Below are 12,769 nucleotides of genomic sequence, written 5' to 3'. Positions count from 1 at the left end.
CCCCTTACCGCGTGGCGTCGGGTTCAAAGGTCGAGAAATCGACCATCGTGCCCAGCACCTGCAGATAGGCGATCAGCGCGTCCATTTCCGTCAGCTGCGGCTGGCGGTCGAAGTTGCGCTGCTGCGCCCCGGGATAGCGTTCCTGCAAGCCCTCGGCATCGGCGTTCGGGTTGGCCTGGGCCCGGAAATCCTCGGCCGCAGCAGTGATCATCTCGTCCGTATACGGCACGCCCACCAGGGCATCGGTTTCCACGCGGTCCCGGACGTAATCCGGGCCGATGATGCGGTTCATCAGGTGGCCGTATTGCGGCATGATGGATTCGGGCACCACCGATTGCGGATCGCGCAGGTGGTCCAGGTGCCATTCGTCCGAATAACGCCCGCCCACGCGCGCCAGATCCGGCCCGGTGCGCTTGGACCCCCACTGGAAGGGGTGGTCATACATCGATTCCGCCGCCAGCGAGTAATGGCCGTAACGCTCGACCTCGTCGCGCATCGGGCGGATCATCTGGCTGTGGCAGACATAGCAGCCCTCGCGGACGTAAACGTCGCGCCCGGTCAGTTCGAGGGGGGTGTAGGGGCGGACCCCTTCCACCTTCTCGATGGTGTTTTCCAGATAGAACAGCGGGGTGATCTGGACCAGGCCGCCGATGGTGACGACCAGGAACGACAGGATCAGCAGAAGCGTCGCGTTCTTTTCGAGGATCTTGTGCTTTTCAAGAATCTGCATGGCTCGCGTTCCCTTATTCGGCCGGCACGGCAATGGCCGTCGAATGGGCTTTGGGCTGGCGGGCCACGGTGGCCCAGAGGTTGTAGGCCATGATGATCCCGCCGGCGAGGTAGAGGACACCCCCCAGGGCACGCACCACGTTCATCGCGAACTTGGCCTGCACGGCGTCGGCGAAGGCGTTGACCAGGAAGCCCTGGCTGTCCACTTCGCGCCACATCAGGCCTTCCATGATGCCCGACACCCACATGGAGGCGGCGTAAAGCACCAGGCCGATGGTGGCGAGCCAGAAGTGCCAGGAGACCAGCGACAGCGAATACAGGCGTTCCCGGCCCCACAGGCGCGGCGTCAGGTAATACAGCGCGCCAAAGGTGATCATGCCGTTCCAGCCAAGGGCGCCGGAATGGACGTGGCCGATGGTCCAGTCGGTATAGTGCGACAGGCTGTTCACGGCCTTGATCGACATCATCGGGCCTTCAAAGGTCGCCATGCCGTAGAAGCCGACGGCCACCACCATCATGCGCAGGATCGGGTCGGTGCGCAGCTTGTCCCAGGCACCCGACAGCGTCATCAGCCCGTTGATCATCCCGCCCCAGGACGGCATCCACAGCATGATCGAGAAGACCATCCCCAGCGTCGAGGCCCAGTCGGGCAGCGCGGTATAGTGCAGGTGGTGCGGACCGGCCCAGATATAGAGGAAGATCAGCGCCCAGAAGTGGATGATCGACAGCTTGTAGGAATAGACCGGGCGCTCGGCCTGCTTCGGGATGAAATAGTACATCATCCCCAGGAAGCCGGCGGTCAGGAAGAAGCCCACGGCGTTGTGGCCGTACCACCACTGCACCATCGCGTCCTGCACGCCCGCGAAGACCTGCACCGACTTCGACCCGAAGATGCTGACCGGGATCGAGATGTTGTTGACGATGTGCAGCATCGCGATGGTCACGATGAAGGCCAGGTAGAACCAGTTGGCGACGTAGATATGGGGTTCCTTGCGCTTGATCACGGTGCCCAGGAACACGGCCAGATAGGCCACCCAGACCACCGTCAGCCACCAGTCCACATACCATTCGGGCTCGGCATATTCCTTGGACTGGGTGGCGCCCGCGATGTATCCGGTCGCGGCCAGCACGATGAACAGGTTATAGCCCCAGAACACGAACCACGCGAGGTTCCCGCCCCACAGGCGCGCGGCGCTGGTGCGCTGGACGACATAGAACGAGGTCGCGATCAGCGCGTTGCCGCCAAAGGCAAAGATCACCGCGCTGGTGTGCAGGGGACGCAGCTTCCCGAAGTTCGTGTAGCCATGGGTCAGGTCCGACAGGTTCAGCGCCGGAAAGGCCAGCTGGAAGGCGATGACCACGCCCACCAGAAAGCCCACCACGCCCCAGAAGGCGGTGGCGGCGACGCCGAAGCGGACCACATCGTCCATGTATTGCGAGGTATCGACCGCACGCACCGGCTCATCGACCCGGCGCAGGGCCCAGACGAACATCCCCGCCGCCACCAGCATGACGACCAGGGCATTGACCATATAGGCCGGATCGCGCGCCAGATTGGCAGCGATCGCGGCTGCCAGGGCGATGACCCCCAGCAAGATCAGCTTCACATAATTCCACATGGCATACATCCGCGTTCCTTCGTCGAAAGGGGCCGGACAGCACGAATCGCTGCCAAGGCTGGCCTCCTTGTTGGGACCGGGCATAAGGTTCCCGGGCACACGGAACCTTGATCTGCGTCAAATCCGGAGGTTTGATTCCGATCAAGGCCGCAGGCTGGCAAGGACGCCATCCTGTGTCCGACCTGACCGAAGGAGTCCGTCATGGGTTACAAGAGCATCCTCACCATCCTGTCCGACCAGCGGCAGCTGCCCCAGCTTGACGCGGCGGCCGCCCTGGCCGCGCGCGAGGATGGCCACCTGTCGGTCCTCAGCCTGGGGCTCGACCACACGCAGGTGGGCTATTACTTTCCGGGCGGCACGCCCTATGCCTTCCAGGACGCCATCGACATGGCGATGGAGGGGGCCGAATCGCTGGACCAGGCGGTGCGCCAGCACCTGGCGCGCTTTTCCGACCTGCGCTGGTCGTCCGAGGCCGCGGTGGCGCAGATCGGCGGCATCGCGAACCTTGTGGGGATGCGCGCGCGCTTTTCCGACCTGACGGTCCTGGGCCGCCCCTATGGCCCGGACGCCCCCGGAGAGGCCGAGGCCGTGGTCGAGGCCGCCCTGTTCGAGGGCGGCTGCCCCGTGCTGGTCCTGCCGGGCACCGACCTGCCCGCCGATCCCCCGCAAAAGGTGCTGGTGGCCTGGAACCAGTCCCTGGAAGCCCTGGCCGCCGTCCGCCGCGCCCTGCCCCTGCTGCAGGCCGCGAAATCGGTCGAGATCACTCTGATCGACCCGCGCCGCAGCGCCGACGGATCGGAACCCGGCGCGCCCCTGACGCAGATGCTGACGCGCCACGGCGTCCATGCCGACATCGCCGTTCTGGCCCGCACCGCCGCCACCGTCAGCGAGGAACTGAACCGCCGCGCCATCGAGATCGCCGCCGACCTGGTGGTGATGGGCGCCTATGGCCATTCGCGCTTCCGCCAGGCGATCCTGGGCGGGGCCACGCGCAACATGCTGGAAAAGGCGCGCGTGCCGGTGTTCATGGCGCGATAGGATCGGACTTCCCGCCTGTCCGGCGAGGGCCATCGCCTTCGCCGGACACGGACCGGCGCAGCCCGTAGGGTGGGGTTCCACCCTACAAGCCATTCGCCGTCTCGCATGAAGGCAGTCCTGGCCCTTACGCGACCAGCCGCGCCCCGTCATGGCCGGTAATGCGCAACTCCATCAACGCGCCTTCGGGCTGGTCGCTGGCAAAACCCACTTCGGTGAACTGCTCGGTTCGGCCTAGGCGGGGGCTCTCGGTCAGCACGCGATGGGTCCGGCCGACTTGCCCGTCCAGATGCGCACGCAACGCGGCATCCCCCGCCGCGCGCAGCCGGGCGGCGCGGTCGCGGATCACCGGGCCTTGCACGGCGGGCATCCGCGCGGCGGGCGTTCCCTTGCGGGGCGAAAACGGGAAGACATGCAGGAAGGTCAGCCCGCAGTCGTCCACCAGCTTGACGCTGTTCTCGAACATCGCATCCGTTTCCGTGGGAAAGCCCGCGATGATGTCGGCGCCGAAGACGATGTCGGGGCGCAACCGCCGCGCTTCCTCGCAGAAGCGGACCGCGTCGTCACGCCCGTGGCGGCGCTTCATCCGCTTCAGGATCATGTCGTCACCCGCCTGCAGCGACAGGTGCAGATGCGGCATCAGGCGCGGTTCGGTGGCAATCGCCAGCATCAGGTTCTCGTCCGCCTCGATGCTGTCGATGCTGCTGATGCGCAGGCGCGGCAGGTCCGGAACCAGCCGCAGGATCCGCATCACCAGATCGCCAAGGCGGGGCGTGCCCGGCAAATCTGCGCCCCAGCTGGTCAGGTCCACGCCGGTCAGCACGACCTCGTTGAAGCCTCGGCCCACCAGCCGCTTGATCTGTTCTACCACCACGCCCGCCGGGACAGACCGCGAGTTGCCGCGCCCGTAAGGGATGATGCAGAAGGTGCAGCGGTGGTCGCACCCGTTCTGCACCTGGACATAGGCGCGGTGGCGGCCGAAGCCGTCGATCAGGTGGCCCGCCGTTTCCTTGACCGACATGATGTCATCGACGCGGATCTTCTCGGTCTCGCCGATCAGGTCGGGCGCGCGCAGGCCCTGCCACGTCTGGGGCTGCATCTTCTCGTGGTTGCCGATGACGCGCGTGACCTCGGGCATGGCGGCAAAGGTCTCGGGCTCGGTCTGGGCCGCGCAGCCGGTCACGATCACCGGCGCGCCGGGGTTCTCGCGCGCCAGGCGGCGGATTTCCTGGCGGGCCTTGCGCACGGCCTCGGCGGTGACGGCGCAGGTGTTGACGACCACGGCGCCGGACAGGCCCGCGGCCTCGGCCATCTCGCGCATCGCCTCGGTTTCATAGGCGTTGAGGCGGCAGCCCAGGGTGGAAAAGACCGGCGCGGTCATGATGCCAGCCATTCCGGGGTCAGCACGCCGGAAAAGACATGCGCCGTCGGCCCCTCCATCCAGACGCCGTCGTCGCGCCAGTCGATATGCAGAACGCCGCCCGGCACGTTGACCCGGACCCGCCGCCCGGTCAGCCCGCGCCGTGCCGCAGCCACCGCTGCCGCGCAGGAACAGGATCCGGATGCCAGCGTCGGCCCCGTCCCCCGTTCCCAGATGCGCAGGATGATCTCATCGCGGGACAGCACCTGCACCACCTCGACATTGGTGCGCTGCGGGTAAAGCGGATGATGCTCCATCGCCGGGCCGAAGCTGGCCAGATCGACCGCCGCCGCGTCATCGACAAAGAAGGTGACATGCGGGTTGCCCATGCCGGTCGCCACCGGATCGCCCTCGATGGGCAGGTGGTCGATGTCCACGTCGCGGGCCAGCGGGATCGCCCGCCAGTCCAGCACCGGCGGGCCCATGTTGACCCGCGTCAGGCCGCCCCCCGCATCCTCGGCCAGCAGGATGGCATGATCGGTGCGCAGGCTCAGCCGGTCGCGGCCGGTTTCGTCCATCACGAAGCGCGCGATGCAGCGCGTGGCATTGCCGCAGGCGGAACTGACGGATCCGTCCGCATTCCAGAACCGCAGCCGCACATCCGCCTGGTCGTCCGCCTCGATGGTGGCAAGCTGGTCGAACCCCACCCCGCGCTGGCGGTCGGCGATGCGCGCGATCACGCCCGGCGCAGGGGGTTCACCACCGGCGCGCAGGTCGAGGACGACGAAATCGTTGCCAAGCCCATGCATCTTCATGAAGGGCAGGCCGGGGGCGGAAATGCTGTTCATGCCCGGCATATAACCCTTGGGGGAAATTTCCGCCAGTGCCGACGGTTTTTCCGCTTGACGCCCCCGGCCACCCCCCCTAATTAGCCCCCCATGTTGGGCCCATAGCTCAGTTGGTAGAGCAACTGACTTTTAATCAGTGGGTCACAGGTTCGAATCCTGTTGGGCTCACCATCATCAAATCAGGGGCCTGGGCCGAAAAGCCCGGGCCCTGTTTTTTTGCCCGGACGACCGGCACCCCTTTCGCTGTCCCTTGGCGCCGCCACATGCAAACGGGCGCGCATCGCTGCGCGCCCGGCATGGGTTCCGGTATCCGGCTTACTCGGCGGGGACGGCTGCCGGTTCCTCCACATCCATGATCGGATGCGGCAGATGGATCAGCATCTCCTTGGGGCAGACCTGCAGGAAGTTGGCCTTTTCGGCCTGCCAGTCCGCCAGGATCTCGCCCGCGCGGCGCGATCCGGTTTCCTTGAAGTGCCGTTCCACCAAGCCCTTCAGCTGACCTTCCCAGTGGTCCTTGGTGACAGCGCACATCACCAGCGTTTCCGGGTTGATATAGTCGCGCGCCACGCCCTGCGGGTCATACAGGTATGCCATGCCGCCGGTCATGCCCGCGCCGAAATTCGCGCCGATCCGGCCCAAGATCACCGCGACGCCGCCGGTCATGTATTCGCAGCCGTTCGATCCGCAGCCCTCGATCACCACCTTGGCGCCCGAGTTGCGCACCGCGAAGCGTTCCCCCGCCCGGCCCGCCGCGAACAGATAGCCGTCGGTCGCGCCATACAGCACCGTGTTGCCGATGATCGTGTTGTCGGCGGCCACCAGCGGGCTGGCCATCGGCGGGCGCACCACGATGGTGCCGCCCGACAGGCCCTTGCCCACATAGTCGTTGGCATCGCCCGACACCTCGATCTTCAACCCCGGCGCGGCGAATGCGCCCAGCGACTGCCCGGCGCTGCCCGTCAGGCGGATCGTCAGGTGGTCGGGCTGCAGGCTGTTGCGCATCCCGAACTTCTGCACGATCAGCGACGACGTGCGCGTGCCGATGGTCCGGTGCGTGTTCCGCACGGCATAGGACAGCTGCATCTTCTCGCCATCCTCGAAGAAGCGGGCGGCGTCCTTGACGATCTCGGCGTCCAGCGTGTCCATCACGGCGTTGCGGGGCTTGGACCGATCATAGACGATCTTGTCCGCGCCATCGACGGTGATCAGCAGCGGGTTCAGGTCCAGGTCGTCCAGGTTCGCGGCGCCCCGGCTGACCTGGGTCAGCAGATCCGCCCGCCCGATCACCTCGTCCAGGGACCGCGCGCCGATGCTGGCCAGGATCTCGCGGACCTCCTGGGCATAGAAGGTGATCAGGTTCACCACCTTGTCGGCGCTGCCGGTGAACATGGCGCGCAGGCGTTCGTCCTGGGTGCAGACGCCCACCGGGCAGGTGTTCGACTGGCACTGGCGGACCATGATGCAGCCCATGGCGATCAGCGCGGCGGTGCCGATGCCGTATTCCTCGGCCCCCATCATCGCGGCCATCACGATGTCGCGGCCCGTGCGCAGGCCCCCGTCGGTGCGCAGCGTCACCCGTTCGCGCAGGCGGTTCATCGCCAGCACCTGATGCGCCTCGGTCAGGCCCATTTCCCAGGGCAGGCCCGCGAACTTGATCGAGGTCGCGGGGCTGGCCCCGGTGCCGCCGTTGTGGCCCGAGATCAGGATGATGTCGGCCTTGGCCTTGGCCACGCCCGCAGCGATCGTGCCGACGCCGGAGGACGCCACCAGCTTCACGGTGATCTTGGCGCGCGGGTTGATCTGCTTCAGGTCATAGATGAGCTGCGCCAGATCCTCGATCGAATAGATGTCGTGATGCGGCGGGGGGCTGATCAGCGTCACGCCCTTGGTCGAATGGCGCAGCCGGGCGATCAGGTCGGTCACCTTCATGCCGGGCAACTGCCCGCCCTCGCCCGGTTTCGCGCCTTGCGCGACCTTGATCTCCAGCTCCTCGCAGGCGTTCAGGTATTCGGCGGTGACGCCGAACCGGCCCGAGGCCACCTGCTTGATCTTGGCGCAGGGGTTGTCGCCGTTGGGCAGGGGCGACGAATGCGCCGGATCCTCGCCGCCTTCACCGCTGTCCGACTTGGCGCCGATGCGGTTCATGGCGATGTTCAGCGTCATGTGCGCCTCGGGCGACAGCGCGCCCAGCGACATGCCCGGGGTCACGAACCGCTTGCGGATGCTGGTGATCGATTCGACCTCCTCGATGGGCACCGGCTTGCCCAGGGCCTTGATGTCCAGCAGGTCGCGGATATGGATCGGGGGGTTGGCGCGCATGGCGGCGCTGTATTGCTTCCACACGTCATAGGAGGCGCGGTCGCAGGCCACCTGCAACAGCTTCATGGTGCTGGCTTCCCAGGCGTGCTTTTCGCCCGACCGCCGCATCTTGTAGAAGCCGCCCACAGGCAGCAGATCGACATTGCCGCCCGCGTGGAAGGCCTTCTGGTGCAGCCCCTCGACCTTGGCCTGAAGCCCGTGCAGCCCGATGCCGCTGATGCGCGAGTGCATCCCAGGGAAGTATTCGGCGACCATCGCGCGGGACAGGCCCACGGCCTCGAAGTTGAGGCCGCCGCGATAGGACGAGATGACGGAAATCCCCATCTTCGCCATGATCTTCAAAAGGCCCGCATCCACCGCGTCGCGGTAACGGCGCATGTTCTCGATCAGGGTGCCGGGCAGAAGGCCGCGTTCGATCCGGTCCTGGATCGAATCCTGGGCCAGATAGGGGTTCACCGTGGTCGCGCCGCAGCCGATCAGCACCGCGAAGTAATGCGGGTCGATGCATTCGGCCGACCGCACGTTCAGCGAACAGAAGGTCCGCAGGCCCTTGCGGGTCAGCCAGGAATGCACCGCGCTGGTCGCCAGGATCATCGGCATTGCCACGCGGTCGGGCCCCTGCGCCTCATCCGTCAGGACCAGATGGCCCGCGCCGGACCGCACGGCATCCTCGGCCTCGGCCCGGATGCGGGCCAGGCCTTCGGCCAGGGCCTCGGTGCCCGCGCCCACGGGGAAGGTGCAGTCGATGCGCGTCACCGTTTCCCCGAACATGCGCGACATTTCGGCGAATTCGCCGTTCGCGACAAAGGGGCTTTCCAGGATCAGGATCTCGGTCTGGCTGCTCGACTCATCCAGCACGTTCTTGAGGTTCCCGAACCGCGTCTTCAGCGACATCACCCGCGTTTCCCGCAAGCTGTCGATGGGCGGGTTCGTGACCTGGCTGAAGTTTTGCCGGAAGAAATGGCTCATCGGGCGGTACTGGTTCGACAGCACCGCGGGCGGCGTGTCGTCGCCCATGGACGCGATGGCTTCCTTGCCGTCCTCGGCCATGGGCGAGAGGACGTGTTCCAGTTCCTCCAGCGTATAGCCGGCGGCGGTCTGGCGGCGGCGCAGTTCCTCGCCGCTGAAATGCGCCTGCTCGGGCAATTCGCGCATGATGTCGTTCAGGTCCACGACCTTCTCGATCCATTCGCCAAAGGGCTGGCTGGAGGCGAGGCGGTCCTTGATGGCGCCGTCGTGGTAAAGCTTGCCGTCCCACATATCGACGGCGATCATCTGGCCCGGGCCAAGCGCGCCCTTTTCGCGCACGTTCATCTCGTCCACCGGGACCATGCCGACCTCGGAACCCGCGATCAGCAGGTTTTCCGTGGTGACGACATAGCGCATGGGCCGCAAGCCGTTGCGGTCAAGCCCGCCGCAGACCCAGCGGCCATCGGTCATCGCAAGCGCCGCCGGGCCGTCCCAGGGCTCCATCACGGCGTTGCAATAGGCATACATGTCGGCCCAGGCCTTGGGCATGTCGGTGGTGGCCTTGGACCAGCTTTCCGGGACCAGCATGGTCTTGGTCATGGGCGCGGACCGCCCGGACCGCACCATCACCTCGAACACCGCGTCCAGCGCGGCCGAATCGGACGACCCGGCGGGGACGATCGGCTTGATGTCCTCGGCCATGTCGCCAAAGGCGCTGGAGGCCATGCGGATCTCGTGGCTGCGCAGCCAGTTGAGGTTGCCCTTCAGCGTGTTGATCTCGCCGTTATGGGCCAACATGCGGAACGGCTGGGCCAGCCACCATTGCGGGAAGGTGTTGGTGGAATAGCGCTGGTGATAGATGGCGAAGGCGCTCTCGAACCGTTCGTCCTTGAGGTCGGGATAGAATTCCGCGACCTGCTCGGCCAGCATCATGCCCTTGTAGATGATCGAGCGGCAGGACAGCGAACAAAGATACAGGCCCGCCACCTGGGCCGCGACGGCGGCCTTCTCGATCCGGCGGCGGATGATGTAGAGTTCGCGCTCGAACTGGATGTGGTCGATGTCCTTTTCGCAGCGGATCAGGATCTGCTCGATCTCGGGGCGGGTGGCATTGGCCTTTTCGCCCAGGACGGCGGTGTTCACCGGGACGTGCCGCCAGCCATAGATGTAATGGCCCATGCGCAGGACTTCGGATTCCACGATGGTCCGGCAGGCTTCCTGCGCGGCGAAGTTGGTGCGCGGCAGGAAGACCTGGCCCACGGCGATCATCTTGGCCGGGTCGGGTTCGTGGCCCGTGCGGCGGATCTGGTCATGGAAGAAGGGGACGGGGATCTGGACGTGGATGCCCGCGCCGTCGCCGGTCTTGCCGTCGGCATCGACCGCGCCCCGGTGCCAGATCGCCTTCAGCGCGTCGATGCCCGACTGCACCACCTTGCGCGAGGGCTTGCCGTCGATATTGACCACCAGCCCCACCCCGCAGGACGAATGCTCGTCCTCCTCGCGATACAGGCTGTGCTGAGCCATCCAGTCGCGAAGGGCCTGTTGTTCCTGTTGCCAATCCTTGCTCATCGTCAGGCCCTTTCGTGCAGAAGCTGCGTCAGCAACTGATCGCAGTCGAATTGCGGTTCGGTCTCCCCGAAGCCTGCCTCGCCCGGGAAGGCGAAGGTGACGGGGCTGTCGTTGGTGTCCTGGCGCTGGCCGGTCCAGTCGGACTGGGTTTCCACCCCGCCATAAAAGCGGCCCATCTTGCGGCTGATGAACTGCTGGCCGCTGCGTTCGATCAGCAACTCGCCGTCCGCGCCATAGGTTTTCAGCTGAAAGCGCGTGACCTCCAGCGCCTCGCCGTCGATCTCGACCGTCTCGCCGGTCAGGATGTCCTGGCCCACATGGCGCAGGCGTTCGCCGGTGTTCGATTCGGTCCAGAAGTCGAAATCATCCCGGCCGGTTTCCAGCAGCGCCTTGAAGCTCGCATGGTCCTTGGACCGTTCCACCAGGAAATCCGCCAGGCCCGTGTTCGGGTCGCTGCTTTCGACCCAGCGGGTTTCGGCGTCGATGCGCGACAGGTGGCGCAGGCCTTCCTTGCCAAAGACGGCGCTGCGCTGGTCGCCCGCCGGATCCGCCTTGCAACTGTAATACTGCACGACCGAGCAGCCACGATTCTGCACCGTCGATTGCAGCTGGCAGCCCTGCGGCGGGGTGAAGGTCGCGGCGTGGCCCGGCGCAGCAAGCGCCAAGGCCAGGCCGGACAGCGCGATGATCCGTCCCATCACCGGCCCCGCCCTATTCCGCGGCCACGCGCGCCTCGCCGGTCAGGTAACCGGCGATGGATTCGGCGGCCTCGCGCCCGTCGCGGATCGCCCAGACGACCAGCGACGCGCCGCGCACGATGTCGCCCACGGCAAAGACGCCGGGCAGGCTGGTCTGGTGGGTCTGGAAATTGGCCTTGATGGTGCCCCAGCGGGTGACCTCCAGCCCGTCCACGCCCCACAGTTTCGGCAGATCCTCGGGCTCGAAGCCCAAGGCCTTGATGACCAGGTCGGCGGGCTCGTCATAATCGGCGCCCTCGATCAGTTCGGGCGACTGGCGGCCCGTCACGTCCGGCGCGCCAAGGCGCATCTTCTGAACCCCGACCGAGGCGATCTGCGTCACCCTGCGCACCGGCCCGTCCACGTCGGCTTCCTGGGTGGCGGCGAAATCACCCGTGACATGGCCGATGAACCTGCCGGGCGCGGACATCCAGACGAATTCGACGCCTTCTTCCTCGGCGTTCTGGACCTCGCGCTGCGATCCCGGCATGTTGGCGCGGTCGCGGCGATAGAGGCACTTGACCGACAGCGCGCCCTGGCGGATCGCGGTGCGCACGCAGTCCATGGCGGTGTCGCCGCCGCCGATCACGACCACGCGCTTGCCCTTGGCGTCCAGTTCGCCATCGGCGAAATCGGGAACCTCGTCGCCGAAATCGACCTTGTTCGAGGCGGTCAGATAATCGATGGCCCGCACCACCCCGCCCGCATCGGCGTTGTCGATGTCCAGGTCGCGGGTCTTATAGACGCCCGTGGCGATCAGCACCGCGTCATGCTTGCCCCGGATCGCGTCGAAGCTGATGTCCTGGCCCACATTGCAGTTCAGCACGAACTCGACACCGCTGTCGGCCAGCCACTGGTTGCGGCGCAGGACCACGTCCTTTTCCAGCTTGAAGCCGGGGATGCCATAGGTCATCAGCCCGCCCGCCCGGTCATAGCGGTCGTAAACCGTGACCTGGAACCCGCGCGCGCGCAGCATGTGGGCCGCCGACAACCCGCCGGGGCCCGCGCCGATGATGCCGATCGATTCGGCGCGTTCCTGGGCAGGCCGGATGGATTTGATCCAGCCTTCCTCCCAGGCCACGTCGTTGATGTATTTCTCGATCGCGCCGATGGTGACGGTGCCGTGGCCCGACTGCTCGATCACGCAGTTGCCTTCGCACAGGCGGTCCTGCGGGCAGATGCGGCCGCAAATCTCGGGCAGGGTGCTGGTGGCCTGGCTGACCTGCCAGGCCTCGTAAAGGCGCCCCTCGGCGGTCAGGCGCAGCCAGTCGGGGATGTTGTTGTGCAGCGGGCAATGGCTTTGGCAATAGGGCACGCCGCACTGGCTGCAACGGCTGGCCTGTTCGGCGGCCTTGGCCTTGGCGAATTCGCGATAGATCTCGTGAAAGTCCTCGCTGCGCTCGGCGGCCGGGCGTTTCTCGGGCATCTCGCGCGGGGTCGAGACGAACTTGAGCATCTTCTGCGTGGCCATGGCTGCGCACCTTCCAGAAACAGGACTTCCGTCAGACGCAATAAACCAAGGGCAATAAGATGAAAAGTCAGCAAGACTGACCTAAAGCTGAGATTTTTGGGCTCGGCGGGTAT

8 protein-coding genes and 1 tRNA gene are annotated in these 12,769 nt (G+C 66.2%); 2 read left to right on the top strand and 7 right to left on the bottom strand.

Annotation, left to right across the window (positions count from 1 at the left end; all coding sequences use genetic code 11):
* Positions 1–4: 4 nt before the first annotated feature.
* The gene (gene ccoO, locus JX613_RS15400) at positions 5–730 is read right to left on the bottom strand and encodes a cytochrome-c oxidase, cbb3-type subunit II (RefSeq protein ID WP_207102351.1); all 726 of its coding nucleotides are present in this window, start codon (positions 728–730) and stop codon (positions 5–7) included.
* Positions 731–743: 13 nt separating this feature from the next.
* Positions 744–2,348, bottom strand: coding sequence for a cytochrome-c oxidase, cbb3-type subunit I (ccoN, locus tag JX613_RS15395; protein WP_207102350.1), 1,605 nt, complete (start codon positions 2,346–2,348; stop codon positions 744–746).
* Positions 2,349–2,549: 201 nt separating this feature from the next.
* Here ccoN and JX613_RS15390 point away from each other — a divergent pair, with 201 nt between their 5' ends.
* On the top strand, positions 2,550–3,386 hold the full coding sequence (locus JX613_RS15390) for a universal stress protein (protein WP_207102349.1): 837 nt from the start codon (positions 2,550–2,552) through the stop codon (positions 3,384–3,386).
* Positions 3,387–3,510: 124 nt separating this feature from the next.
* Here JX613_RS15390 and mtaB read toward each other — a convergent pair whose 3' ends face one another.
* Entirely contained in the window at positions 3,511–4,764 is a 1,254-nt protein-coding gene (mtaB, locus tag JX613_RS15385) for a tRNA (N(6)-L-threonylcarbamoyladenosine(37)-C(2))-methylthiotransferase MtaB (protein WP_207102371.1), read from the bottom strand.
* On the bottom strand, positions 4,761–5,600 hold the full coding sequence (gene dapF, locus JX613_RS15380) for a diaminopimelate epimerase (protein WP_207102348.1): 840 nt from the start codon (positions 5,598–5,600) through the stop codon (positions 4,761–4,763). The genes mtaB and dapF overlap by 4 nt, the downstream gene beginning before the upstream one ends.
* 86 nt (positions 5,601–5,686) lie before the next feature.
* Here dapF and JX613_RS15375 point away from each other — a divergent pair.
* A tRNA-Lys gene (locus tag JX613_RS15375) sits at positions 5,687–5,762 on the top strand.
* Between the two features lie 144 nt (positions 5,763–5,906).
* Here the strand turns inward: JX613_RS15375 and gltB are convergent.
* From gltB to JX613_RS15360, 3 genes are read right to left on the bottom strand one after another with little or no spacing between them, the layout of a single operon-like run.
* The gene (gene gltB, locus JX613_RS15370; RefSeq protein WP_237168609.1) at positions 5,907–10,448 is read right to left on the bottom strand and encodes a glutamate synthase large subunit; all 4,542 of its coding nucleotides are present in this window, start codon (positions 10,446–10,448) and stop codon (positions 5,907–5,909) included.
* A 2-nt stretch (positions 10,449–10,450) separates the two neighbouring features.
* Positions 10,451–11,146, bottom strand: a complete 696-nt coding sequence (locus JX613_RS15365; protein ID WP_207102347.1) for a hypothetical protein — start codon at positions 11,144–11,146, stop codon at positions 10,451–10,453.
* A gap of 13 nt (positions 11,147–11,159) precedes the next feature.
* Positions 11,160–12,656, bottom strand: coding sequence for an NAD(P)-dependent oxidoreductase (locus tag JX613_RS15360; protein ID WP_207102346.1), 1,497 nt, complete (start codon positions 12,654–12,656; stop codon positions 11,160–11,162).
* Positions 12,657–12,769 lie beyond the last annotated feature (113 nt).

The sequence above is a fragment of the Paracoccus shandongensis genome (assembly GCF_017315735.1).
Lineage (GTDB): Bacteria > Pseudomonadota > Alphaproteobacteria > Rhodobacterales > Rhodobacteraceae > Paracoccus > Paracoccus shandongensis.
The sequence above is the reverse complement of the archived record's forward strand: the minus strand, read 5'-3'. Positions and strand labels throughout refer to the sequence as shown.

Bases quoted from the DNA above. Each gene is read 5' to 3' on its own strand.
- ccoO (WP_207102351.1), bottom strand. From the start codon at position 730: ATGCAGATTCTTGAAAAGCACAAGATCCTCGAAAAGAACGCGACGCTT.
- ccoN (WP_207102350.1), bottom strand. From the start codon at position 2,348: ATGTGGAATTATGTGAAGCTGATCTTGCTGGGGGTCATCGCCCTGGCA.
- JX613_RS15390 (WP_207102349.1), top strand. From the start codon at position 2,550: ATGGGTTACAAGAGCATCCTCACCATCCTGTCCGACCAGCGGCAGCTG.
- mtaB (WP_207102371.1), bottom strand. From the start codon at position 4,764: ATGACCGCGCCGGTCTTTTCCACCCTGGGCTGCCGCCTCAACGCCTAT.
- dapF (WP_207102348.1), bottom strand. From the start codon at position 5,600: ATGCCGGGCATGAACAGCATTTCCGCCCCCGGCCTGCCCTTCATGAAG.
- gltB (WP_237168609.1), bottom strand. From the start codon at position 10,448: ATGAGCAAGGATTGGCAACAGGAACAACAGGCCCTTCGCGACTGGATG.
- JX613_RS15365 (WP_207102347.1), bottom strand. From the start codon at position 11,146: ATGGGACGGATCATCGCGCTGTCCGGCCTGGCCTTGGCGCTTGCTGCG.
- JX613_RS15360 (WP_207102346.1), bottom strand. From the start codon at position 12,656: ATGGCCACGCAGAAGATGCTCAAGTTCGTCTCGACCCCGCGCGAGATG.